At 59.7% G+C, this 22,258-nt stretch carries 26 protein-coding genes; 11 read left to right on the top strand and 15 right to left on the bottom strand.

What is annotated here, in order from left to right:
• Positions 1 to 744 (top strand): RNA-guided endonuclease TnpB family protein (locus BSG09_RS14930; RefSeq protein ID WP_139246226.1); only part of this gene is annotated, 744 nt, incomplete at its 5' end.
• A gap of 44 nt (positions 745 to 788) precedes the next feature.
• On the opposite strand, the gene BSG09_RS14935 is transcribed toward BSG09_RS14930, so the two are convergent.
• Positions 789 to 1,841, bottom strand: coding sequence for an NAD(P)-dependent alcohol dehydrogenase (locus BSG09_RS14935; protein ID WP_092934474.1), 1,053 nt, complete (start codon positions 1,839 to 1,841; stop codon positions 789 to 791).
• Positions 1,842 to 2,045: 204 nt separating this feature from the next.
• Positions 2,046 to 2,495 carry a universal stress protein gene (locus BSG09_RS14940; RefSeq protein ID WP_092934476.1) on the bottom strand — a complete coding sequence of 150 codons (450 nt, stop codon included), beginning with the start codon at positions 2,493 to 2,495 and terminating at the stop codon, positions 2,046 to 2,048.
• A 111-nt stretch (positions 2,496 to 2,606) separates the two neighbouring features.
• On the opposite strand from BSG09_RS14940, the gene BSG09_RS20895 reads away from it, so the two are divergent.
• Positions 2,607 to 2,765: a hypothetical protein gene (locus BSG09_RS20895; protein WP_008014727.1), complete on the top strand. Its 159-nt coding sequence runs from the start codon at positions 2,607 to 2,609 to the stop codon at positions 2,763 to 2,765.
• A 130-nt stretch (positions 2,766 to 2,895) separates the two neighbouring features.
• On the opposite strand, the gene BSG09_RS14945 is transcribed toward BSG09_RS20895, so the two are convergent.
• Both BSG09_RS14945 and rpl12p read right to left on the bottom strand, forming a co-directional pair.
• Complete coding sequence (locus tag BSG09_RS14945; protein ID WP_049911989.1) at positions 2,896 to 3,201, bottom strand: thiamine-binding protein; 306 nt, start codon at positions 3,199 to 3,201, stop codon at positions 2,896 to 2,898.
• A gap of 135 nt (positions 3,202 to 3,336) precedes the next feature.
• Positions 3,337 to 3,657, bottom strand: coding sequence for a 50S ribosomal protein P1 (gene rpl12p, locus BSG09_RS14950; protein WP_092934560.1), 321 nt, complete (start codon positions 3,655 to 3,657; stop codon positions 3,337 to 3,339).
• Between the two features lie 433 nt (positions 3,658 to 4,090).
• Here rpl12p and BSG09_RS14955 point away from each other — a divergent pair, with 433 nt between their 5' ends.
• Both BSG09_RS14955 and BSG09_RS14960 read left to right on the top strand, forming a co-directional pair.
• The gene (locus BSG09_RS14955; protein WP_092934478.1) at positions 4,091 to 4,540 is read left to right on the top strand and encodes an Hsp20/alpha crystallin family protein; all 450 of its coding nucleotides are present in this window, start codon (positions 4,091 to 4,093) and stop codon (positions 4,538 to 4,540) included.
• Positions 4,541 to 4,766: 226 nt separating this feature from the next.
• Positions 4,767 to 4,955: a hypothetical protein gene (locus tag BSG09_RS14960; RefSeq protein ID WP_092934480.1), complete on the top strand. Its 189-nt coding sequence runs from the start codon at positions 4,767 to 4,769 to the stop codon at positions 4,953 to 4,955.
• 44 nt (positions 4,956 to 4,999) lie between these two features.
• Here BSG09_RS14960 and BSG09_RS14965 read toward each other — a convergent pair whose 3' ends face one another.
• The 5 genes from BSG09_RS14965 to BSG09_RS14985 form a co-directional block, all read right to left on the bottom strand.
• Positions 5,000 to 5,890, bottom strand: a complete 891-nt coding sequence (locus BSG09_RS14965; protein ID WP_092934482.1) for a universal stress protein — start codon at positions 5,888 to 5,890, stop codon at positions 5,000 to 5,002.
• 163 nt (positions 5,891 to 6,053) lie between these two features.
• Positions 6,054 to 6,815 (bottom strand): diphthine--ammonia ligase, encoded by a 762-nt coding sequence (locus BSG09_RS14970; protein ID WP_092934484.1) that lies wholly within the window; start codon positions 6,813 to 6,815, stop codon positions 6,054 to 6,056.
• Positions 6,816 to 6,947: 132 nt separating this feature from the next.
• Positions 6,948 to 7,397, bottom strand: coding sequence for a universal stress protein (locus BSG09_RS14975; protein ID WP_092934486.1), 450 nt, complete (start codon positions 7,395 to 7,397; stop codon positions 6,948 to 6,950).
• A gap of 84 nt (positions 7,398 to 7,481) precedes the next feature.
• Positions 7,482 to 7,859, bottom strand: coding sequence for a hypothetical protein (locus BSG09_RS14980; protein ID WP_092934488.1), 378 nt, complete (start codon positions 7,857 to 7,859; stop codon positions 7,482 to 7,484).
• Between the two features lie 162 nt (positions 7,860 to 8,021).
• Entirely contained in the window at positions 8,022 to 8,882 is an 861-nt protein-coding gene (locus BSG09_RS14985; RefSeq protein WP_092934490.1) for a hypothetical protein, read from the bottom strand.
• 877 nt (positions 8,883 to 9,759) lie between these two features.
• On the opposite strand from BSG09_RS14985, the gene BSG09_RS20245 reads away from it, so the two are divergent.
• Both BSG09_RS20245 and BSG09_RS14995 read left to right on the top strand, forming a co-directional pair.
• A complete protein-coding gene (locus BSG09_RS20245) occupies positions 9,760 to 10,326 on the top strand; it encodes a hypothetical protein (RefSeq protein WP_139246227.1) in 567 nt (188 codons plus the stop codon).
• A gap of 246 nt (positions 10,327 to 10,572) precedes the next feature.
• On the top strand, positions 10,573 to 10,953 hold the full coding sequence (locus tag BSG09_RS14995; protein WP_092934494.1) for a cupin domain-containing protein: 381 nt from the start codon (positions 10,573 to 10,575) through the stop codon (positions 10,951 to 10,953).
• A 372-nt stretch (positions 10,954 to 11,325) separates the two neighbouring features.
• Here the strand turns inward: BSG09_RS14995 and BSG09_RS15000 are convergent, their stop codons facing one another.
• The 4 genes from BSG09_RS15000 to BSG09_RS15015 form a co-directional block, all read right to left on the bottom strand.
• Positions 11,326 to 13,056 carry an adenine deaminase C-terminal domain-containing protein gene (locus BSG09_RS15000; protein WP_092934496.1) on the bottom strand — a complete coding sequence of 577 codons (1,731 nt, stop codon included), beginning with the start codon at positions 13,054 to 13,056 and terminating at the stop codon, positions 11,326 to 11,328.
• A gap of 144 nt (positions 13,057 to 13,200) precedes the next feature.
• Positions 13,201 to 13,590 carry a DUF2237 family protein gene (locus BSG09_RS15005; RefSeq protein WP_092934498.1) on the bottom strand — a complete coding sequence of 130 codons (390 nt, stop codon included), beginning with the start codon at positions 13,588 to 13,590 and terminating at the stop codon, positions 13,201 to 13,203.
• A 65-nt stretch (positions 13,591 to 13,655) separates the two neighbouring features.
• Complete coding sequence (locus tag BSG09_RS15010; RefSeq protein ID WP_092934562.1) at positions 13,656 to 14,669, bottom strand: arsenic resistance protein; 1,014 nt, start codon at positions 14,667 to 14,669, stop codon at positions 13,656 to 13,658.
• Between the two features lie 708 nt (positions 14,670 to 15,377).
• Positions 15,378 to 16,295 (bottom strand): universal stress protein, encoded by a 918-nt coding sequence (locus BSG09_RS15015; RefSeq protein ID WP_092934500.1) that lies wholly within the window; start codon positions 16,293 to 16,295, stop codon positions 15,378 to 15,380.
• A gap of 189 nt (positions 16,296 to 16,484) precedes the next feature.
• Here BSG09_RS15015 and BSG09_RS15020 point away from each other — a divergent pair, with 189 nt between their 5' ends.
• From BSG09_RS15020 to BSG09_RS15040, 5 genes are all read left to right on the top strand, one after another.
• The gene (locus tag BSG09_RS15020) at positions 16,485 to 16,799 is read left to right on the top strand and encodes a hypothetical protein (RefSeq protein WP_092934502.1); all 315 of its coding nucleotides are present in this window, start codon (positions 16,485 to 16,487) and stop codon (positions 16,797 to 16,799) included.
• 316 nt (positions 16,800 to 17,115) lie between these two features.
• Entirely contained in the window at positions 17,116 to 18,048 is a 933-nt protein-coding gene (locus BSG09_RS15025) for an erythromycin esterase family protein (RefSeq protein ID WP_092934504.1), read from the top strand.
• A 69-nt stretch (positions 18,049 to 18,117) separates the two neighbouring features.
• A complete protein-coding gene (locus BSG09_RS15030) occupies positions 18,118 to 18,768 on the top strand; it encodes an HAD family hydrolase (RefSeq protein ID WP_092934506.1) in 651 nt (216 codons plus the stop codon).
• 111 nt (positions 18,769 to 18,879) lie between these two features.
• Positions 18,880 to 19,524, top strand: a complete 645-nt coding sequence (locus tag BSG09_RS15035) for a phosphoribosyltransferase (protein ID WP_092934508.1) — start codon at positions 18,880 to 18,882, stop codon at positions 19,522 to 19,524.
• Between the two features lie 144 nt (positions 19,525 to 19,668).
• Entirely contained in the window at positions 19,669 to 20,886 is a 1,218-nt protein-coding gene (locus BSG09_RS15040; protein WP_092934510.1) for a CBS domain-containing protein, read from the top strand.
• A 51-nt stretch (positions 20,887 to 20,937) separates the two neighbouring features.
• Here BSG09_RS15040 and BSG09_RS15045 read toward each other — a convergent pair whose 3' ends face one another.
• Together BSG09_RS15045 and BSG09_RS15050 are read right to left on the bottom strand one after the other, a co-directional pair.
• Positions 20,938 to 21,546 carry a YbhB/YbcL family Raf kinase inhibitor-like protein gene (locus tag BSG09_RS15045; RefSeq protein WP_092934512.1) on the bottom strand — a complete coding sequence of 203 codons (609 nt, stop codon included), beginning with the start codon at positions 21,544 to 21,546 and terminating at the stop codon, positions 20,938 to 20,940.
• A gap of 58 nt (positions 21,547 to 21,604) precedes the next feature.
• Positions 21,605 to 22,228: a SagB/ThcOx family dehydrogenase gene (locus BSG09_RS15050; protein ID WP_092934514.1), complete on the bottom strand. Its 624-nt coding sequence runs from the start codon at positions 22,226 to 22,228 to the stop codon at positions 21,605 to 21,607.
• Positions 22,229 to 22,258: the final 30 nt, after the last annotated feature.

Consider the following 22,258-nt stretch of genomic DNA (forward strand, 5'->3'; position numbering starts at 1 on the left):
TGCAAAGACGAGATCGAGACACCCACCGCTCCCGGCAACGAGACTGCCGGTATCGACCTTGGTATCAGCAACTTCGCCGCCGTCGCCTACAGCACCGAAGACGCCGACCTATACCCCGGCAATCGCTTGAAGCAAGACGGGTACTATTTTCCGAAGGAGATTGCTAAATGCGACAATAGCGGTGGTGAACGAGCCACTCGCTTGCACCACAAGTGGTCAGAACGCCGCACTCACTTCTTCCACAGCCTCGCCAAACACATCGTTCAGCGATGCGTGGAGAAGAGTGTTGGCCGCATCAATGTCGGAGACTTGGAAGGCGTCCGCAAGGACGAAGACGGCGACTCGAAGAACTGGGGTCGGCACGGCAACCTTGACCTGCACGGGTGGGCGTTCGACCGCTTCACGTCGATTCTTACCTACAAGGCGAAGGTCGAGGGTATTGAAGTCGTAGAAGTGTCCGAACGGGACACGAGCAAGACGTGTTGCGTGTGCGGTAGGGAAGACGACGGTCAGCGTGTTGAACGCGGGTTGTATGTGTGCGAGTCGTGTGACGCGGCGTTCAACGCTGATGTGAACGGGGCGGAGAACATCCGTCTCGGCATCAACAAAGAAAGTAACTCTGAGTCTGCGCCCGGTTTGGGTAGGGATAGGAGTACCGGCTGGTTGGCACAGCCCGGAGTCTACCTGTATGACCTCTCCTGCGGATTCCAACCGCAACGAGAGGTGGTGGACTGCAAACCGTAATATCCCAACCTTGGGATTCCTCCGCCTGAAGGCGGAGGAGGATGTCAATCGAAGTCGATGAGGGGTTTGATGATGCCGTCTTCTTTGGTCTCCATCAGCCGGAACGCCTCGTCGATCTCGTCGAAGGCGAACTCGTGGGTCGTCATCGGCGTTGGATCGACCACGTCTTCCTCGAGCAATCGCAAGAGCCGGCGCAATCGGAGTCGACCGCCGGGACAGAGGCCGGTCACAATGTCCTTTTCGGCCATCCCGACGCCCCACGCCTCGCGTGGAATGTTCACGTACTCTCCCTCGCCGTGGTAGCCGACGTTGGAGATGGTTCCGCCGGGTTTCGTCGCCGCGACACACTGCTCGAGCGTCGTCGAGGAACCGAGCGCTTCAATGGCGGCGTCGACGCCTCTGCCGTCGGTCAGTTCGTGAATCCGTTCGACGGGGTCGTGTTCTTCGAAGTCGACGATCGCCGTCGCGCCGTAGCGCTCGGCGAGCTCCTGGCGTTTGGGGACTGATTCGACTGCGAGGATCTGGCCGGCTCCCTGCAGTGCAGCCCCTTTGGTAGCCATAAGGCCGACGGGACCCTGAGCGAACACGGCAACGGTTCCGCCGATCGGGATGTCGGCGTGTTCGGCACCCATAAACCCTGTACTCATCATATCGGTGGTGTAGGCGGCTTCCTCGTCGCTGACATCGTCGGGAATGTGGGCCATATTCGCGTCAGCCTCGTTGACGTGGACGTACTCGGCGAACGTGCCGTCTTTGACGTTCGCGAACTTCCATCCGCCGAGGGCACCGTTCGACTGTGATGGATGGTCGTCCTGTGCCGCGTCGGAGCCCCAGTCGGGGGTGATCGCACCAACAGCGACACGGTCTCCCGGTTCGAACGAGTCGACGTCGGTGCCGACTTCCTCGACGACCCCGACGATTTCGTGGCCAAGCGTGAGGGCTTCCCGCTCGCCGATCGCGCCGTGGACCGTATGCACGTCGGAAGTACAGACGAGCCCCTTCGTTGGCCGGAGGATCGCATCGGTTGGACCCGGTTCTGGCTTGTCTTTGTCTGTGAACCCGGTTTCGCCGATCGCTTCCATGACAAATGCTTTCATGGCACGCACACGGTACCACAACTAAACCCTTGAAACGGTATTGTTCCTCCAACCGAAGATCTACCTGCAGTGAATTTTTCCATACTGGCATCCCGTGGATCGTTTCGGTGATGCTAGTGCAGCATCTCCCGCTGTTGAATCACGTATTCATGCGGCGTGACGCGGCATACACGAGATCGTCCGAAAATCGGAACGTGATTGCGGTTACCTCTCGTCGGACGGGTGTGGCTCGCGGATGATCGTCACGGACCCCGGCGACCGACGGACGACCTGTTCGGCGACGCTCCCGACCAAGAATCGTGACAGCCCACGCCGGCCGTGACTCCCGAGGACGATGTGATCGATATCGTGTTCCTCTGCATACCGGACGATCGACGACGCCGCCGTTCCGACCGTCGTGTCAGTCGTCAGGTCCGCGTCGTACTCCTGTGCGATCTCGGTCGCTTTCTCGAGGAGTCGTTCGGCGGACTCCTGTGACTGTCTATAGGCCGTCTCTGAGTAGAAGCCATCCATGCCGTCGGTACTCACCCACTCCTGTGGATCACTCACGTGGAGGACGTGAATCTCGGTGTCGGTGTACGTCGACAGTGCGTAATGTAATGCGGCGGTCGCCTGCGGTGATTCGTCGAACGCGACCAGAATCCGAGATGCCATGGTCTTCCTGTGGACGGCCAGCAGTGAATACGCTTTGGGCGCTCGTTTCGATGACGATTCCCAGGCCCACTGACCCCCCTGATTCATAGGGGCTGCTGTCGTACGCACGGTATGTCGCCGAAGCACCACCACCATCGCTGTAATTTCTGTGGCGACGACTTCGACACCGGCGAACAGCTTCGTGAACACGTCGAGCGCCGCCATCCCAAGGAGGACGTCCACTGGTGGGTCGTTGCGGAAGATCCCGCGAAAGAGCTCCGTTTTTCTTAGGCGTTCGACCATCGCCAGTGGCCGAGTGAGCGTTGCCGACGCTGGCGGCTGTCAGGGACGGAAACCCATCGAAAAGACGCGGTCGGTCGATGACGATCACGATCACCGAGTCGGTTTCCATCGCTCGCGACTACCCTTGTGGCGTTCGGCCGAGTTCGCGTTCAACCGTTGCCACTCTGTCTGCCGTATGCTGCTCGCGATCGGGTTGATGGTCGATTTCCAACGAGGTGATGGTTCGGTCCTCGTCGATCGCTTCGTGTGCGGCCGCTGCAGCGTCGAAGATCTCGCTCACGTCGTCGGCTTCGATGATCGTATCCATCGGTGTGAGTTCGTATGAGATGTCGAACTGATCGAGCGCATCGACTGCGGCGGCGATCTGATCCGACATGTGTTCTTCTCGAATCGGAATAATCTCGAGTCTGGCGATTGCTGTCATGAGTTTCTCCTCCATTAGACCCACGGTTGTTTGACACCGTGGCACACGACGTACCACCGGCATCGTCAAATGCTTTCGCGAGTCAGCGCTCGAGAGCAGCAGCCCTCACATCCCGGCAGCAACAAAAGAGGATGGTTATCCGAACAGTTCTCCGAGCCCCTCGCCCGACACGTCTTCTTCCTCCTCTTCTTCTGGTTCTTCCGCTTCCTCCTCTGGGGCTTCTGCTTCCTCTTCCGCTTCGTCCGCCTCTGCAGCGGGTGCAGCAGGTGCTGGCGCACCGATTGCTGCCTCTGCAATTGCGTCCTCGATATCGACGTCCTCGAGTGCGGCGACGAGTGCCTTCACGCGGGATTCTTCGCTATCGACACCCGCGGCCTCGAGCACGTCGGTAACGCTCTCTTCTGTGATTTCCTGATCGGCTTCGTGTAAGATGAGGGCTGCATAGACGTATTCCATGGTAATCACCGGTTCGAGCCGGAGTCGATCCACGACGTACACTTATAAGTGTCCCGTGTGACTCGACCCCGGTTCGAGCGACCCCTACATCGACGAGATACATAATCACTCCGTTGGTCACGACGTATGAAAGACATGCGAGTGGACACGACAGCCGCTCTCGAGAGACGAGCGATCGTAACAATTGGGCTGAGTGGCACACCCATCCCACAGCAGTCGGGCGAGCAGGTGTGCACTGCCGGTCAGTTGCTACTGTCGATGACGATCAGCATAGAATTACATTCATAGGATAGTAAATTACAGCACGACCTGACTAGCTCCCGGCCGATTCTCCCGGCGATTGAACGAGCCGGCGGCATCTCCCGACGGCCAAGCTTTAACTCATCTCGAGTGGCCCGTCCACTGGGCAGTTTGTATGCCCGTGAGAAGCGCTATGACTGAGGAACGTGATTCCACCGACCGATTCGACACGCAACTAGAGCGGCTCCAACGGCAGTTCGAAAACATCTCGCGGATGTGGGACCTCGAGCGGTTCGGGCTCTCGGAATCGGAGATGACGTCGATTGGAATCGATTTGATCGATCACGGAGACGAGTTCGAACTCACGGCGAACGTTCCGGGCTTCGATCGTGACGAGATCGACGCTCGGATCTCGGAGAACACGCTGACGATCACAGCCGAGCGCGAAGCAGAGACCGAAGCAAAAGAGGAACTGTACCTCAAGCGCGAACGAGCACACCGGTCGGTTAGTCGCTCCATTCGATTACCGGAACCGGTCGACGAAGAAAACGTAACTGCAACGTATGAGAACGGTGTCCTGCGGCTTACACTTCCGAAGCAGCAACCGAGCGATGTCGGTGGACACACGATAGAAGTCGAGTAATCGCGCTGTCGCCATTGGCCAGCTCGCGATTCGGGATGGCTCGTTACTGTCGTCCGCTCTCTGCCTCTCATCGATTACCCGGGGGCAGACGATGGGTACGCGTTCACGCGGTGTCGTCGGCAGATGAAACGCAGGATCGGACGTGAACAGGTAAACTTCGTTACTGTGGTATCGCCCCCGCCACTCCCTCCAAGAGTTTTGACGTTCGGGGTCGTAGCTCGAGCGTATGGAGTACGACGAGATCGATCTCCGGCTGCGTGAGCGCGACGGCCAGCGAATCATCGAGATAGACGGGTACTTCCGACCACATCCAGAATCGAAGACGTCTGAATACAGACGACACGCGATCATCGACCTGACAGAAGAGCAAGCACAGACCCTACACGACGACCTCGAGGAGTGTCTAACTGAGTGATCGACGCATGGTGTCAGACAGTGGATTCGATACGTGACCGGGAACTATGCCGATCCGCTCGGCCGTCCCCGTATCAGCGTTACAGGTATTGTCGATCGGCGTGACACGGTCTCAGCGACGCTGCCAGTGATGAGTCGCGCAGGCAGGGACCGACCGTGACTCCCCATGATGAGCTGGTCGAATTCGTTGTCGGCTGCGTAGTCGACGATCGACCGAGACGGCTCCCCATATATCAGTTCCGTCTCGACGGCGAGATCATCGTTTTCGATTGTCTCGACGGCTGCTTCGAGGATCGATTCTCCGTGCTCAGTGAGGTCGTCGACGATCTGCGCTGCGTACGTGCCGTCGATAGCATCGACATCGTATTCGAACGGCAGCGCTACGGCGTGGAAAATCGTGATCCGCCCCTCCGGAAACTGGCTGGTCGCGTACTCGAGCGCGGCGAGTGACTGATCCGAACCGTCGACGGGAACCAGAATGCGACCGGGGAGCTCTCGCTCGAGGAGTTCCGACTGGGACTCCGGAACGATCGTCGTCGAGACGGGGGCTCGCCGGACGACCGCTTCACTGACGTGGCCGAGAAACGGACGAACGATCGGTGATTCGCCGTGGCTTCCCATGACGACGTGGTCGATGTCGTGTTCGACGGTGTACTCGACGATCGTGCGATGTGGGACGCCTGTCTCGAGTATCGTCTCGAGTTCGCGGCCGTGCTCCAATGCAATCTCGCGTGCACGCTCGAGGAGCTGTTCGCCAGCCTGTTCAAGCCGCTCCTCGCTCGATTCGGGGGAGCCGACCGTTGCGTACGCGTCGTGTTCGGTGTCGGTGACGTGTATCGCGGTGATGGTGGCATCGGGAAACGAGACGAGCGTATAGATGAGCCCTGCGGTCGACTGTGACGAGCGATCGATTGGAACGAGAATGGTCGTTGACATGGTCTCTGATGGGATCACAGCATCCGGCGACGATGCGTGACAGTGATCCCGACGACGCCGAGAGAAATAAACCAGGGGTGACTGAGAGGCTCGAGCGGCGCACGCTGCGACCAGCACAGGCGCAATCCCGCAGTGGTCGCTGTGAACGGACGGTGTCGGTCGGTCATCGATGCTCGTCTGCTGACGTGGGTGCCTCGAGCTTGGCGTCGGTGATTCGAATCTGTCCCCACGTGCCGTCCCACTCCCGCTCGAATTCGAACGCGATGGGACGAGACATGTGCGGACCGTCGGTGACGATCGTCTGGAACTCGCCGCCTTCGCCCAGCAGATGGACACCGTATTCGCGGTGGAGCGCTTCCAGTTCCGCCAGCGCATCGTGATCGAGCTGGCGGCCGAGCCACGACTCGTCGAAGCCCGGCCCTGCCACCTCGACAATGTGTATCGTCAGTCCGCCGTCGATCATCGTCTCTGCGAGTTCACGCGGATCCATCTGCCACAGCGGCGCGAAGAACGCACAGTCGAGACGGTCACACATCGACTGCAGTCGATCAGCCTGATAGTCACTCGTGACGGTCCCGGCGACGAGGCCGCACAAACCGCCATCGAATTCGGTGTCCAGCCGCTCGAGGGCGGGCTCGAGTGCTTCTAGCTCATCCGCTTGCCCTTCTGACACACTCGTCCGCAAGTCGGGTGGCTCCATGTCGGTGACGGGAAGCCCAACGTCGAGGAGGGGAAGGCCAATACTGCGTGCAGCCAGTCGGATTATCGACTGTGCGGGCGCATGATACATGGACGACGTCTCCGGCGGCTGGACGACGACGAGTGTGCGGACGTCACGACCGGACTCGAGGGCCTGGTAGAGTGCCCACGAAGACTCCTTGCCTCCCGAAAAGAGCGCGGCCCAGCCACCGTTGGCTTCGGACATACGGCCCCTTCTCCATGGATGGATAAATTCCTGCGGCTCGGCTCGCTGGCGGTTCGTTCGATCCGTCCGCCTGCAGTGCCACCCGCGGGGACGGAGCGCGAGTCACTGACGACACGCTGGGATGGGTCGTCGTCAGCGGACGACGGTGACCGGAACGGTCGCCTGTTCGACGATCACTTTTGCCACGCTGCCGAGTAACCGTTCCATCCGCTCCGAGCGGCCGCGGTGGCCGAGATAGATCGCGTCAAACCCTTCCGTCTCGGCGTAGTCTGGGATTTCCGTGCTCGGATCGCCGTAGAGGAGTTCCTCTTCGACGTCGACGTCGCGTTCCGCGGCGACCTCGACCATCTCCTCGAGGATGGCGACGCCGCGTTGTTCGGCGTCTTCGATACTCTCGAGGACCAGCCGTTGGTCGGCGTCCGAGAGCGTCGAAATCGGTTCGCTGCCACCTTCGTCGTAGACGGCGGGATCGACCGCATGGACCACCGTTATCGAGCCGTCGACTGCGTTTGCGATCTCGAGAGCGTAATCGAGGGCGCTTTCGGCTTCGTCGGAGCCGTCAACGGCTACCAGAAACCTCATAGCCGTGAATTCGTTCCGGAGCGAGTTAAATCGCTGCCCGTTTTTCAGTTCGCCGTCGATGGCCGTCGTCCCTCCGCACGACCGTCACGTGCGGTTCTGGTTTGAGCTGCCCCTCGTCTCACGATCGGCTGCTCGGTGTCTGATCGTCGAGGATCGAGTCCGGATCGATCGCGATACCAGACGCCAAGCAGCACGTCCACCGATTGCACCGAGTGCGGTGAGAATCAGAAACGAGCAAAAATACCACGGCTTGGATTGCACCACGGCGAGTCCTTTCGTGGAAGCGGGGACGACACCGAGTGCCAGTAGATAGCAACCGGTGAGGAGACCAAGCGACGAGCGGTGGTACTCGTGCCAGTAGAGAACGCCGACGAGGAGTCCCGCGAGGAGGCCGAGTTGGCCGGAGTGAAGTTCAGGAATCGTACTAAAAATCGAGGACAGGACTGTCTCAACGGTCGCCATATCTACGTTGTGCTACGGAGGAATCGACATACGAGTTGACCTGCAACTGGACAGCTACTATAGTCCTTGAACGACAGCGGTTGCGCTGCGACCCGAGCGTTGCCCGTGCGCGCGAATCGGCAATCGTCCGGGACAGTCGAGGCCGTCGACGTGTCTGTCCGATCAGTCGTCGGCCTGTCCTGATTCTTTCATCCGGAGCGCAGGGCCGAGTACTGGATCCGCTTTGAGTTCGTCTCTGAGCTCTTCCGCTCGCGCGTTACACCGTGCTGATGGATGCGGCTCGCCGTCGAGCTCTCGTAGCCGCTCGAGTTTCTCGTACTTCGAATACGCTTCGAGCGTCTCTCTGAGGAAGTGGAGCGCGGATTCCGAGCTTCGTCCCTTTCCGGCGAGTTCTGCAACCATCTTTGCGACCTTTTGGTCGATCTCTCGCTTCGGTTGCAACTCGTGGTTCTTATCTAACTCGAGGACGGCATAACTTCCGTCCGTGTACGCGTCCCCATCTTGCAAAACTCGAAGGTCGTCATCCAACGTCAGGTCGCCGCTGACGGACTCGTCTCGGAAGCAGACGAAATAGCCGGGCTGGAGGAGCTTGTGTCTCGTCTGTGGCTGGTTGATCTCGAGCCAAAGTTCTTCGTCGAGTATCTCGTCGTGCTGATCGATATTGTTCACGAGGTCGACCAGTGGCTTCGAACCGAGACGGGCGATGTTTGCATACGTAGCGAGTTGTGGAAAGAGGACAGCGGAACTCTCTGAAAACTTCTGTATCGTGTCCACGAGGTCGGTATTGACGCCGTCGACATCGTATACCTGCACTCGGAGATGAAGTCGGTCGTTCTGCAGATCTGGCACCGATACGATCACATCGTCGAAAAAGTCACCTCGCCAGCCAAGCCGTTGTTCTTTTTCGATATAATGGAGCCGATCTACCGGTGGTTCGTTCTTGAACCGATATCTCGTTTTGACGATGAGATCGTTGTGCCATCTGCCGGGCGGTTTGAACCGATCCCGCCGCTCCTGAACCATTACACCGGATAATCGAACGCGGAGTTGATCCGCCTCGTGGAACGTCTTCGCTTCCGAGAACGTCTCATCGAGTGGTTGTAGACTTTGCCGCTCATCACTGCTATGACTCGTTCCTCTCCACATGACTGATTGCTTCTTTGCTGAGCGGCTTAGTACTATCTAGAAACACGCTGAATAATACTGGTGAGTTGACTAAACAGCCACATGTGATTTTGTCAAACTATGACAGTCACGATGTGGCTGATTCACTCGTTGAGAGGCGGCCGAGGCGAATGCCCTGCGGCGATTCACTGGCTCTCTCGAGGGTACCCATGCCACCTCTCTAGCTGTGACTATTGAGCCGATTGAACACAGTATGAGAGTGTCATAGAATGTGGGACTTACACCTACTATGCTGCCCCCAGGTTCGATACGTACAGGTCGTACCGTTATCGGCGTGAGATGCCGCCTATTTGTCTGCTACCAAGATCGGTCTGCTGAATAGAGAGGCTGATTCAACACGATGATCTCGTTTATTTCACGGCCAACCTACTGAACTAGCCGTTCTGCAGATGTGCTTATTGACCGCTGGGGATCCTACCAATCAGCGTATCTGTTCGAAGAGTCGTAATGAATACAGAGCGCGAATGTGGTACAATACTGAGAATCAGTCTTCGAAGAATAGTGGCCAATAGAGGGCCCTCATACGCAGAGCCTATATCGTTAGAGGTAGTGTACAACCGATCTCACTAGCAAATAACAATTAATCAACCCCCATTTGAATGCGGTGATGAAAGACGATCAGAATAATGCCGAAGTGGTTTAAAATAATAATAACCATGACGGTAACGTCCATCGACGAAAATATATGAAGGGAATTGGAGCCAGTAGCGTGAGTATGGCAGCCCTTGGGGGAATGTCGGCGACCGCCGGTGCACACGGTGATGGGTCGACATCCCAATCCGTTACCTACACACTTCAAGGTCAGCCCTTTAATGGGACGGATCCCTGCGTTTACGAACAAACCGCTGGAGAAGATGAGAAACTCGTTGTCCCCAATAGTGTGAAAATCAATCGAAATATCCCGAGGGACCGATGTTCACCCGTTGACGTGTACTTCAAGACGGAGTACTCAGAGGTCGAAGGAACCCTCAGTCCCAAGATTGCCCTGGGATTCATGGACTCCGAGGATGCGATATTAACCATCGATGTCGGGGACATTCCGTGGGGACCGAGAACCGCTGGCCCACAAGGATGGATCCGCATTCAGGATGTCGATTCGCTGCTTGCTGAATGGGAGGCCTTTATACAGGTGCTTCCACAGATAATTAACGAGCTACAGGGTGCCTCGCTACAGGGTATCTCGATGGATGACCTGGACATAAGCCAGTTTGTACTGGCGTTCTACACCTCTGAATTCACCGTTCGCCGATCGTCCGCAGACGACAACTGCGATACCAGTTAACAGTAAGACCACTGGCAACCGTAGCAGAACTGAAAGCTAAACACAGTCAGGGCTGCTAAACGCGGACTACAGTCCATTTTCCCGCAACTGTTTGAGCCGATAGTGGAGATTTTGGCCTTGTTGAAACCCTCACTCGGTGATAGGTTTCAGCGGGTGTGCTGAATACAGGGCGCGTACCAATCACCGATCACTCCTCCGAGTAAAGACTATTCTGATGCCACTCGTCTATGGACGGGGGCTATCGATATGGACGGAATTACAGTCACCACACAAGCCGAGTTGGAAGAACCAGACCGAACTGTCGATGTTTCTCGACAAGTCGTCTTCGAAACTGAGGATACCATCATGATTCAGTCGCGGGTTGCTGGCGGGGTCACAACCAGATGGCATCATAATGGTGACCGCCACGTCTACGGATATGTCGTGAAAGGGCACGCGATACTCGAATATGGGCCTACAGGCGACGCCTCGATTGACCTTGACGCGGGCGACTTCGTGTACGTTCCACCCCAAACTATTCGACGGGTGGTGAACCCCACCGATGAAGACTGGACGATCGTCATCAGCTTCATCGGGTCCGGGCCGCCCGCCGTTTCCGTTGATGGGCCCCAGTCAGAAGTCGAGTAGTCGACACTCTATGCTGAATTCATCCTCTCTATTCAGCAGGCGGCTTTTAGCATCGTTCGGATAGATCGATAGCCACTTCGGTAACTGCTTGCCCTGTACTAAGCGAGCACCACTTTCGTAGATTGGTCAGATCTCGTGTCGCATTCACACCTTGGATTCAGCAGATCCTGTCCGAACTACCGAGTAGCTGTCACGCTCTTGCTCAAACGAGCGAAACGACTCCAGAGTACGGAAAGCATCCCGCCTCCTGCTATCGATTGTGCCTACCCAACCAGCAGTCGGCGGAATGCTTCAGCAACTTGTATCGCTTGGTGCTTTAGAATTCCAGATCGGGCCGTTCGACGCCATCGTCAAGCGGATGTCCGTCGTCGTTCAGTTCGGATCGAGCGTCACCGTTCGCTGATTCCGGATGTCGGCGTAGCCGGAAGCAGTGAAGCGAAGACGAGGCACGCCGGGTGTCGTGAGTGTCTGGATGGCGAGTAAAGGCCGCTCGACGTCCATACCGATGTCTCGGAGCGCGCTCTCCAGCGTTTCGTAGGCGGCGGCCGTTTCCTCGACCGGCATATCAGCACATCGCCCGGCAAGCGGCAGCGGAACGTCTGCAACGACGTTGCCGTCGGCGACGGCAGCCCACCCACCGTCCATGTCGATGACTCGGTCCAGTGCCCGCTGCATCGCCGCCGCTGTTGATCCGACGACGAGGTGACCCGGATACTCCCAAAGCATCGACGTGGCGACAGCGCCCCGGAGAGGGCCCAGTCCCGTGACGAATCCCGTGAACGACGCTCCGTCTCCGTGCGGTCGCCGCTCGACGAGCGTAGCTTTCAGTAAGCCGGCGTCGGGATCGGCTACGAGTTCGCCGTCACGCTCGACGACTGGCTCGCGGGTTTCTCGAGTGAGCAGGCCAGAAACGTACTCGACCGCGCGGACGGCGTCGCCAGAAACCGCATCGCTGGGCACCCGGTATCGGTCGGGCTCGCGTGAAACGGTCGCAGTTTCGCGGAACGAATCGGGGTAGTCCGGCTGCATCGGCTCTACCAGCGCGTCACCGCCCCGGACGACGACGTCCCCATCAGCGACGACGGTGTCGACCGAAACCGTCTCGAGTTCGTCGAGGACGAGAATGTCAGCGACGCTGCCCGGAGACAGCGAGCCGCGATCGTCCAAGCCGAAGTGGCGGGCCGGGTTCAGCGTCGCCATCCGGAACGCGTCGATCGGATCGATGCCAGCCTCGATGGCCCGTTGGACCACCACGTCCATGTACCCCTCACTGACGAGGTCTCTGGGCCACATGCCGTCTGACGATAGTGAGAGCTCTCGTGTCGGTACCTGTTCGGCCGCCTCGGCGATCGCGCCGATGTCGTCACGAATGGTCCCGTAGCGGCCGACGGTGTGGATACCGCGGGTGACGCGTTCGATCACCTCCTCACCGGTGATCGCCTCGTGGTCGTTGTCGATGAGCGTCGCGAACGCGGAGAGGTTCTCGTCGCGACAGCCGGCAGCGTGCCCGGTGACCGGCTTGCCGACGGCGGCGGCACGGTCGTACAGCGCGGTTGCGGGCGTTTCGTTCCCGACGGCGTGAATCCAGTCGGTTTCACCGACGCCGACGATACGGGGGTGATCCAGCAGCGCACGGAGTGCCTCGTGATCTTCGGGCCGCCCCGGTTGGGGCTCGAACGTGTCGAAGAACAGTTGCGGTGGAACGGTAAACCGGACGTCAATCGGGAGCGTCGCTGTCCTGTCGAGTAGCGTCGTCACGCCATCGGCACCAAGCACGAGGGAGATACCCGGGCATTCGGCGATCAGCCCCGTCGTGCCGCCCTCCAGGATACGATGAACCGCTCCTTCGAGACTCTGATGTAAATCGACGTGTGTGTGCGCGTCGATGAATCCCGGAAGCACGTGCTGATCGGTCGCATCGATCACGTGCGTCTCTGAGCCCGTGACTGTGGACGCGTCGTCGGTGAGAGTGGCCACGACTCCGTCCGACACGGCGACATCGAGCCGCTGGAATTCGCCACGTTCCGGGAGGAACACGTGGCCACCACGAACGACGAGATCTGCTGTCGCTTCGCCAAGAGCAACTGCCTGGAGGTCGGTCATCTATTCGAGACTGCGAACAGCGCCGTGCTAAGCGTTCTGTTTCCGTCCGTCGATCGGTGGGTGCTATCGAGAGCAATCGTCGCGTTCCAGCTGGTGCCATCAATAGCGACGATGGACGGTCTCGATCACATCCCGACAGGCGATTCACACGTCATACGCGTGGGTTTCGAGCGTCTCCATATCCACGGAATCCAACACTACCTCGTTCGTTGCTTCGAGAACAACCGGCGGGACGGTCGTCTCCGGGAGCCGTTCGGTCCGGGTCGCTTCGAGGGCCTCGATCCACCGTCCAAGACAGAGACACCAGCGATCTCCCGGCTTGAGGCCGGGAAACTGCAACGCCGGGCGCGGTGTCACGAGATCGTTGCCCCGTTCTTTGCTGAACGTCAGAAAGTCCTCGGTCATCACCGCACAGAGTTCGTGTCGGCCCCGGTCGTTGGGATGGGTTCCACAGCAGCCGTCACGCTCGAACCCGGTCGTCGGATCAGCACTACAGGTGGCAAGTTCCCCACCGAGGACGTTCTGTTCGGACATACTGGTAGATCGTGTTGCGGGAATAAAAACACCTTCGAGGCTCTAGTACTCGTCCTCGGGGATTGTCAGCGGGTCGCTGCCCACGAACGGACAGCCTCCATCAGGCCCCGTTCCTGCCCGACGATGTCACGGCGATAGTGCATGTACACGGCACCGAGTGTCGGCTGGATGAGGTAGGCGAGCGCGATCGGCAAGACCGCTTCTGCTGGCGGGAACCCGGGCGCGGCTGCGATGGCCAGCGCGACCGAGAGGCTACGCATACTGGTCGCGTACACGAGCGCGACCGATTGGGCGTTATCGAGCAGCGTGCGACCGATGGCGGCCCCGGTAGTGAGGATCAGCGCGTAGAAGGCCACCAGCGGCACGATCACGAGCGCCGAGGCGACCGGCGCTGCGAGGATACTCCCCGATTGCATCGTCATGGCGATGAACACGATCACCATCACGCCGACGGAACTGACCCCGCCGAGCTTCGGCTTGAGACGCTTGAATCCCGCGGTGTCGTATCGGTGTAACAGCCACCGTCTGGTCAGGTTGCCGGCGACCATCGGGATTACGACGACGGTCGCCAGCTGGCGGTACAGCGCGGCCGGATCGAACCCGACAGCATCCCCGACGAGCACCGACAGATACGGTGGCAAGACGAACACGGCGACGATCAGGTTCACGGCGATCGCGACGAGGGCGTTTTCGAGGTCGCCTCCCGCCAGCCCGGTCCAGGCTGCCGTCATCCCAGACGTCGGGATCAGGGCGATCAGGTACAGCCCGACCGCGTAGTAGGGGTCTCCCGCGAAGAACAGCTGGGCGAGGCCAACGGCGACCGCCGGCGCGATCACGAAGTTCACCACGAGCCCCAGCACGATCGCTCGGAGGTGGTTTCTGATCTGGAAGATCTCCTGCACGTCGAGGTTGATCATCATCGGGTAGATCATCACCAACAGGGCCGGCAAGACCGCCTGCTTGAGGAGCGACCGCGTCGCCGGACCCACGACCTGTCCGGCGGCCAGTCCCGCGAACAGCGAGCCCACCACGACGTAGATGAGGTTTTGCTTGACCGTCTCGAGTGCGTCCCCGATCATCGTCCACTCTCCGCGCTGTGTCGGCCGTATTCGATGGTCGTTGCGACCCACACACGTCGTATCGAATCCTGCACCATGATATTGTGTAGTATTGTGACAATCCTACAAAACACTTCTGTCTGTGAGGGTGAACGTCTCGTCGGTTGCCTTCCGAATCAGTTACCGGTGTGATAGGAGGGCACTATACAACCTGCCGAGAGTTGAAGGCGAACACGTACCGCTGTGCGTCCAGCAGGGCTGCCATGAGTGGATATCGAGGGCGTTCCGCGGACAGCATTCCGAGACAAGCGGTGAAGACGAGACCGGTAAAGCGCGTACCTGTGACAACAACGACAAAACCGAGCGACGGTCGGGTCACGCCGGCTCAGTTGCCAGCACATCGATGATTGCGCTCTTGTCACTCGACTGGCTCGGCTTCGGGGAACTGACAACTCCCGTCGAGAATCTCTTCGTGAGGGAGAGAGCCGGCCCATATCTCGCCATCCCTCCGGCGTGTAGAGGACGTTCGACTGATCGGGGTCGGCACCGAAAGTAATCGTGATACTGCCGTCATCGGCTCGCTCTGCGGTCACAGTGTTAAGATTGACCCAGAATATACGAGTCAGGCGTGTTTGCTCACCGAGTGTGAGCAGCCAACTCGCGCAAACCGACGGGGTAACTCACCCAGTGCAACCGGTATCTCTAGCCTCGCTGCGCTCGGCCGCGCTGTCATTCGTTGGGCATCGGGACACAAACCACAGGGACGTCAGCGTTCCGGACGACGTTTTCCGTGACACTGCCCAGAAGGTGACGCTCGAGTCCGGAGCGACCGTGCGTTCCGATTACGATCAGATTGACCGCTTTCTCATCGGCATACTCCAGAATAACTCTCGCCGGTGGCCCGTTTGCGACGGTTCCTGTAACGCTAACACCGCTCGCTTTCGCACGGTCACGAACCGATTCGAGCGCGGTCTCGCCTGTGCGCTCGAGTTCAGACAGGATCGTACTCGGCTTCGATCCCATCGTGAGCCGGCTCGTGTCGGCCGAGTACAGCGCATGCACCATCGAGTCGAATACGTCCGCGAGATGGACGCCCCGGTCGACGGCAGCCGCTGCGCCCTCGCTTCCGTCCGTTGGAAGGAGAATATGCTCAGTGGTCTCCCGAGTGAGTGAGACGCTTTCTGCCGCCGGTGGAACGACCAGCACTGGAATGTCGACCGTCCGAAGGACGTTTTCGGTCACACTCCCGAGGACGACCCGCTCGAGTCCCGTCCGGCCTTTCGTTCCCATCGCGATGAGGTCGATTTCGGCCGTATCGACGTAGTCGTCGATACACTGAAACGGCGTGCCCTGTTCGATCGCCGTCGTGACCTCGAGGTCGGGAGCCTGTTCCTGAGCGATCGTCGCCACGGCTTCGACGGCCGACTCGGCGTCGGCTTCGAGCGCGTCTCGTTCCTCTGCTACCGCGTCGGTGTCGAGAACCAACGAGAGATCATCGAAGTCTGTCGTGTCGGCGACCGAGAGGACGTGGACCTCCGCGCCCACTGTAGTGGCTAGGTCGATACCACGCTTTGCGCCCGCGAGAGCGCCATCGCTCCCGTCTGTCGGTAGCAACACCGCATCGATCGACTGGGTTGCCCATGGCATCGTATTGCTGTTCACCGACTCGCCGAATAATTGTAGGGGGTCGCTGTCTTCGGCGGCTGGCCATCAAGTATCTTATACTTACGGGCGACAGGTCACTCGAGTCGACGGGACGACGCGATTCAAGACGGCGAACACCTAGAAAATCTGATGACCGAAAAGACGATTGGGTTCTTCCTGGTATCTAGTGGCATGGACGAGACACAATGGCCGGAGCTCAGCGGAACGGAACTACAGTACGGCGACCACACGTGGGAACTTACCGGGACAGTCGATGTCGGGAACACCGGTACCATGCTTGCGGTCGAAGCGAAGCAAGTCGACGACGTTCGCCAACGGAAAGCCGTCCTTCGGTTCGCCCTTGACGGCGATGCGCCGTCGTTGAATCCCGGTAATCTCGGGAGCCACTTCGACAGCCTCGAGCAAGCGGGTGGCACACAGCATCTCGTCGTCAAAAAAGCGGCTCGAACCTATCGATACGAACTACACGGGTTCGAGTACGAATGACCACTGCGACACGCTGCCCACTCTCTCCTGTTCGACGAACACCGATTGCGATGAACGAGAGGGGTGAACAGAACGACGGGGTGAACAGAACGACGACACCACTCAGTGCGTGTGCGAAAGCTACTGGCCAAGACGATGAACGAGATTCACGACAGAACAGCATGGCGAGCGTCCACCGATATCGAGGCTGCTGTGTCCGACGTTCGGTCGGTTGGACACGACCTGACGAGCCCGGCTGACCTTGACCAACTCGTCGAGCGATTCGGCGACAGGAAATACGTGCTGATCGGGCCTCGAGTTCCTCGACTGGCTCGAGGTGCACAACCAACTGCTCGAGCAGGACGACCGAATCGGCTTCTACGGCCTCGATGTGTATAGCCTGTTCGAGTCGCTAGACGCGGTCATCGACTATCTCGAGGACGTCGACCCGGATGCCGCAGCCGAAGCGAGAGACGCCTACCGATGTTTCGACCCGTACGGTGGTGACGCGCGGGAGTACGCGCAGGCGCTCAGGATGGTCCCTGAGACGTGTGAAGACGAGGTCCTCGAGACGCTGACGAACCTGCAGGAGGCGGCCCCGACGTACGATCACGGACAGGACGACTATTTCAATGCCGAACAGAACGCGCTCGTCGCGAAAAACGCCGAACAGTACTATCGGGAGATGGCCCGCGGCAACACTGACTCGTGGAACGTGCGGGACCGACATATGGTCGAGACGCTCGAGCGCCTCCAGCGCCATCACGGTGCGGAGTCGAAGGGGATCGTCTGGGCGCACAACACCCACGTCGGCGATGCTCGAGCGACGGACATGGAACAGCGCGGTCGGCTCAACATCGGACAACTCGTTCGGCAACACGAGGGCGCGTCCGAGGTGGCATTGATCGGCATGGGGACGTTTCGTGGGAGCGTCATCGCCGCCGATTCGTGGGACGCGCCGATGGAAGAACTGACAGTGCCGCCGGCACGATCCGGAAGCTACGAACACGTTTTTGAACAAGCCAGCGAAACCGATCAGCTCCTGCTCACTGACGAACTCGATGACGAGACGCCACTTCGAGAACCGCGGGGCAATCGTGCGATCGGCGTCGTCTATCATCCGAACCGTGAATCCGGAAACTACGTACCGACCGTCCTCCCCGACCGCTACGACGCGTTCGTTTACCTCGGCGAAACGAGCGCACTCCATCCGTTTTCGCTTCATGCAGACCGAACACACGTGCCAGACCTCTATCCGTGGGGGCTGTGAACAGAACGGCAGCGACTCCCGAAATCCTGACAGCCGGGTATTATTGGACCGGCAGGTGAACGGGGTGCCATGACGCTCGTTGCCTTCGACTTCGACGAAACGCTCTCCCAATCAGACCCGAGTATCCTCCTCGGGAGAGAGTACGACGTGGCAACGGAAATGCGCGGGTTCCTCGAGCAAGGTGTGCGTGACGACATCGATTTCGAAACGAGCCTGCAAGAGCGCGTCTCGTTGCTCGAGGGGATGCCGGAACGTCGGGTCGAAGCCGCGTTCGAGCGGTGTTCACTTCGTGACGGTGTTGCCGACATGATCACTGCACTCCGACGGTCGGATATCCGTGTGGCCGTTCTCACGGGCAGCTTCGAGCGAGCCGTCGAGGCAGCGCTCGAGCAGGCCGAAACGACGGTTGATCACGTCGTGGCGAACCGCCTTGTGATAGAAAACGGTGCAGTAACTGGCGGTGTCGATGGCCCCGTGCTCGATGGCCAGAAGGATGGGCCACTTGGGGAACTCGCCGTTGCCGACGGCGTCGATCTCGAGCAGACGATCGCGGTCGGCAACGGGGCCACGGATCTCTCGATGCTTCGTGCTGCTGGGACTGCCGTTGGTTTCAATCCGGAGCCGGTCGTCGAGCAATACTGTGATGTCGCCGTGACATCGGTTCGGAAACTTCACCTCTACTTCGAACAGCACGGCATTATCGACACGGGCGAACGCTAGTGTCGATGCTCGCTGACACTGCTGGTGAGTAGCCAGCGCTCTGTGCGCGCTCGTCATGGCTTGTCGAGACACACCTATGTTATATGCTACTGTCCATCGTTCGATGACCCGATGGGAGGAGCACGTCGATTTACCGACCGAACTGATGCGGGAGCGCAACTCGCAACGGCGCTCCGTGAGCGGGGGCTCGACGCGGATATCGCACTCGCCATCCCGAGAGGCGGCCTCCCGCTCGGGCGTGCAGTTGCCGATGCACTCGACGTCCCCCTCGATATCGTCGTCGCAAAGAAGATCGGTGCCCCGGGGAACCCGGAGTATGCGATCGGTGCTGTCGCAAGCGACGGGAGCGTCTGGCGGAACGAAACAGCGTTTCGGGGGACGAGCACCGATGAAGACTACTTCCAGGAAATGCGTGAGACGGAAGCAGCGAACGCACGTCAAAAGGCCGACCGCTATCGTGGCGACCGGTCGGGACCCGACCTGACCGAGAAGACCGTTGTCGTCGTCGACGACGGCGTGGCAACGGGATCGACTGTCAGAGCGTGTCTCAAGCGGCTTCAGAACACGGACGCCGAGCGCATCGTGCTTGCAGTGCCGGTCGGCCCGCCGAGTACGATTGATGAGTTGCAGGATGAAGCTGACGAGGTCGTTTGTCTCGAGACGCCCAGTGGCTTCCGGGGCGTCGGGCAGTTCTACGAGAACTTCGCGCAAGTGTCCGACGAGGAAGCGATGGAATATCTGGAGTCAGAGCCGTGACCGAACTACGACGGCCCACGTCTCGATTTGGGATCCCGAGACGACTCATCGAGGACGTGGGAGACAGACACCACACGCAGCTGCAAGCAGCACAGTCGCATCGGACGACAGATCGAACACTCGAGCGGATACACACCAACACCCATGGATATCGCTGACATCGTTTCGGACGAATACGTCGAATTCACGCCAGACACACCGGTCTCGAAGCTCGTCGGAACGTTCGAAGATTCCGACGTCAAGGGTGTCCTGATACGGGACACCGAGTTCGAAGGGGTCGTCACCAGACGACAACTTGCGACATCGCATCGCCAACCCGACGAAAAGCTCGGGTCGCTGGTCTGGCACGTCCCCAGACTCACACCTGACGAGGACATCCGCAAGGTCGCACAGCTCATGATCGAGAGCGACTCACAGCTCCTGCCGGTCTTCGAGGGACGGGAACTGATCGGCGTCGTCACCGTCGATGCAATTCTCCAGAAGGTCAAGCCATATCTTGACGCTGCGACCGTCGCCGAGGCGTATTCGAGCGATCTCGTCGTCCTCGATCCGGCGTCGACACTCGGTGAGGCGCTCAACGTCTTCCGGCAAAACAAGATCACGCACCTCCCGGTCGTCGACGGGAATTCGGCAACTGGTATCCTCAGCCTCTACGACGTGACCGACCTGACGGTCCGAGCAGAGGTCCAGAGCAAGGGCGGCGATGCGGGCGGGACAGACCCGTTCGGTGGCGAAATCTCCTCGAGCACTGGTCGCTCAGGGCGCGGCGGCTTCGGCGCTCGAGAGGGCGAGACGGCACGGATTCTCGACCTTCCGGTTCGGGACGTCATGGCCTCGCCGGTGCGTACGATCCCGCCAACCGAAACGCTCGAAACGGCCGTCGAAGAGATGTTCGAGGTCGGTGGCTCGTCGCTGGTGGTGACGTCGAACGGACAGCCCTATGGAATCGTCACGAAGACCGATGTCCTCGACTCGCTCACGTGGGAAGCAGGCGGGAATCGGGGCGTCCAGGTCTACGGGACTGATTTGATAGACGACGCGACCTACGACGAGATCGTCGCAATGGTCGAGAAGTTCGACGACAGAGACCACGGGATGAACGTCCTCGACGCAAAGATTCACCTCCACGAGCACGACGAGACACGTCGCGGGCGGCCACTCCTGCTTGCTCGCATCCGATTGCATACCGATCGGGGGCTCTACATCGCCTCTGGCGAAGGATACGGCGCGAGTCACGCGCTCAATGAGGCCCGCGAGGTACTGGAGCGACAGATCCGCGACCAGAAGACACACGGTCGGAGCAAGAAGCCTCCGAGCGCGGAGTTCTGGGAGAAGCGGTTCGGGTGGCTACTCGAGGAATAAGCGATCCAGCGGACGAACAGAATTTGGCCGGGACGTCTCTGTGAGGGAGGATCACGGCGCGTAGGCACCGGTCAACTGCGTTCGAGCGACGACGTGTTTGTCCATCGCCTCACCGAGGGCGTCGACCGTCGCCCCCTCCTCGAGGTCGAGTACGGTATCTAGCGCGTACAGTTTGAGCCGGTAGGTGTGTGTCTCATCTGGTGGGTTCGGTCCACTGTACCCGACGTCGTCGAAATCGTTCTCGCCTTCGACGGCGTCGGTGGGATCCCACCCTTCCGGTATCGTCGACGTCTCCAGTGGAACGTTCCACACCAGCCAGTGAACCCAGATCTGACCTGCTGGCTCGACTGCGTCGGGATCGTCCATCACGAGCACGAGCGACTCGGCGTCGTCCGGAACGCCGCCGATTTCGAGCGGGGGATTGACGTTCGCCTCGGCGTATCCGTATTCGTCGGGAATTCGCTCGCCGTCGTCGAAAGCAGGGCTCGTAAGCCGCAGGTCGCCTTCTTGGGTCGCCTCTGAAAGTGCGGGATTGTTCGCTTCTGTTCCTTCGGTCTCGTCACTGCCGCCGTTGTCGCTCCGATCGATGCAACCAGCAATTCCGAGTGCGAGCGCGACAGAGAGTTCCCGTCGTGTGATTTCTGAACGCTTTCGTCTCATAGCTCTCTTATATGATTCTTGACAGCCGAGTTCTGTCGATCGGACCACGATCGCTGCGTCACTGCGCTGTTGGTCGATGACCGACCGGTAACAGATACAGCGCCTCGAGCCGTGTCGGCAGCGACAGCGCTGCTGCGACGGCAGCGTCCGTGAACGCGCCGACGGGACAGGTATTCAACCCGCGCGCCTCACAGACGAGGTGGACGTTCTCCGCGACGTGTCCGGCCTCCATGTGGACGTACCGCTCACCGTGGTCCGGATACTGTCGTTTCGTTCGGTCGCCGTCTGCCGTCACCACGATCGTCATCGGTGCATCCGCGATGACCGACTGGTCGAGCGATGCGGCAGTGAGGTCGTCGTGGACGGCTGTCTCGAGTTCGCACTCGAGTGCGTGTCGCTGCTGATCGTAGCGGTACACGCCCGGCTCCAGGTCCTCGCTTCCGTTCGGCGCAATCTCGAGAACGACGGTAAGCGGATACGTCGCACCGGCGCTTGGTGCGGCGCGTAGCTCGACGCCGTCTCGGACGTGCGTTCGTCCCTGTGCCGCCCACAGGAGCTGTGCCACGTCGTTGATGTCGATCGGCGTCCGGGCAAACGATCGGCGGCTTTCTCTGGTCGCGATCGCCTGTTCGACGCTCGTCGATCCGTCGGTTTCGGGATCGGGTAGCTCGATCGAGGCCATCTCGAGCGTGTACGTGCCCCAGGAGGTTAT

It is taken from the genome of Natrinema hispanicum, assembly GCF_900111485.1.
Classification (GTDB): Archaea; Halobacteriota; Halobacteria; order Halobacteriales; family Natrialbaceae; genus Natrinema; species Natrinema hispanicum_A.

What these genes read in the sequence shown, in the direction of transcription:
- BSG09_RS14935 (WP_092934474.1), bottom strand. Translation starts at nt 1,841, where the DNA reads ATGAAAGCATTTGTCATGGAAGCGATCGGCGAAACCGGGTTCACAGAC.
- BSG09_RS14940 (WP_092934476.1), bottom strand. Translation starts at nt 2,495, where the DNA reads ATGGCATCTCGGATTCTGGTCGCGTTCGACGAATCACCGCAGGCGACC.
- BSG09_RS20895 (WP_008014727.1), top strand. Translation starts at nt 2,607, where the DNA reads ATGTCGCCGAAGCACCACCACCATCGCTGTAATTTCTGTGGCGACGAC.
- BSG09_RS14945 (WP_049911989.1), bottom strand. Translation starts at nt 3,201, where the DNA reads ATGACAGCAATCGCCAGACTCGAGATTATTCCGATTCGAGAAGAACAC.
- rpl12p (WP_092934560.1), bottom strand. Translation starts at nt 3,657, where the DNA reads ATGGAATACGTCTATGCAGCCCTCATCTTACACGAAGCCGATCAGGAA.
- BSG09_RS14955 (WP_092934478.1), top strand. Translation starts at nt 4,091, where the DNA reads ATGACTGAGGAACGTGATTCCACCGACCGATTCGACACGCAACTAGAG.
- BSG09_RS14960 (WP_092934480.1), top strand. Translation starts at nt 4,767, where the DNA reads ATGGAGTACGACGAGATCGATCTCCGGCTGCGTGAGCGCGACGGCCAG.
- BSG09_RS14965 (WP_092934482.1), bottom strand. Translation starts at nt 5,890, where the DNA reads ATGTCAACGACCATTCTCGTTCCAATCGATCGCTCGTCACAGTCGACC.
- BSG09_RS14970 (WP_092934484.1), bottom strand. Translation starts at nt 6,815, where the DNA reads ATGTCCGAAGCCAACGGTGGCTGGGCCGCGCTCTTTTCGGGAGGCAAG.
- BSG09_RS14975 (WP_092934486.1), bottom strand. Translation starts at nt 7,397, where the DNA reads ATGAGGTTTCTGGTAGCCGTTGACGGCTCCGACGAAGCCGAAAGCGCC.
- BSG09_RS14980 (WP_092934488.1), bottom strand. Translation starts at nt 7,859, where the DNA reads ATGGCGACCGTTGAGACAGTCCTGTCCTCGATTTTTAGTACGATTCCT.
- BSG09_RS14985 (WP_092934490.1), bottom strand. Translation starts at nt 8,882, where the DNA reads ATGGTTCAGGAGCGGCGGGATCGGTTCAAACCGCCCGGCAGATGGCAC.
- BSG09_RS20245 (WP_139246227.1), top strand. Translation starts at nt 9,760, where the DNA reads ATGGCAGCCCTTGGGGGAATGTCGGCGACCGCCGGTGCACACGGTGAT.
- BSG09_RS14995 (WP_092934494.1), top strand. Translation starts at nt 10,573, where the DNA reads ATGGACGGAATTACAGTCACCACACAAGCCGAGTTGGAAGAACCAGAC.
- BSG09_RS15000 (WP_092934496.1), bottom strand. Translation starts at nt 13,056, where the DNA reads ATGACCGACCTCCAGGCAGTTGCTCTTGGCGAAGCGACAGCAGATCTC.
- BSG09_RS15005 (WP_092934498.1), bottom strand. Translation starts at nt 13,590, where the DNA reads ATGTCCGAACAGAACGTCCTCGGTGGGGAACTTGCCACCTGTAGTGCT.
- BSG09_RS15010 (WP_092934562.1), bottom strand. Translation starts at nt 14,669, where the DNA reads ATGATCGGGGACGCACTCGAGACGGTCAAGCAAAACCTCATCTACGTC.
- BSG09_RS15015 (WP_092934500.1), bottom strand. Translation starts at nt 16,295, where the DNA reads ATGCCATGGGCAACCCAGTCGATCGATGCGGTGTTGCTACCGACAGAC.
- BSG09_RS15020 (WP_092934502.1), top strand. Translation starts at nt 16,485, where the DNA reads ATGGACGAGACACAATGGCCGGAGCTCAGCGGAACGGAACTACAGTAC.
- BSG09_RS15030 (WP_092934506.1), top strand. Translation starts at nt 18,118, where the DNA reads ATGACGCTCGTTGCCTTCGACTTCGACGAAACGCTCTCCCAATCAGAC.
- BSG09_RS15035 (WP_092934508.1), top strand. Translation starts at nt 18,880, where the DNA reads ATGGGAGGAGCACGTCGATTTACCGACCGAACTGATGCGGGAGCGCAA.
- BSG09_RS15040 (WP_092934510.1), top strand. Translation starts at nt 19,669, where the DNA reads ATGGATATCGCTGACATCGTTTCGGACGAATACGTCGAATTCACGCCA.
- BSG09_RS15045 (WP_092934512.1), bottom strand. Translation starts at nt 21,546, where the DNA reads ATGAGACGAAAGCGTTCAGAAATCACACGACGGGAACTCTCTGTCGCG.
- BSG09_RS15050 (WP_092934514.1), bottom strand. Translation starts at nt 22,228, where the DNA reads ATGGCCTCGATCGAGCTACCCGATCCCGAAACCGACGGATCGACGAGC.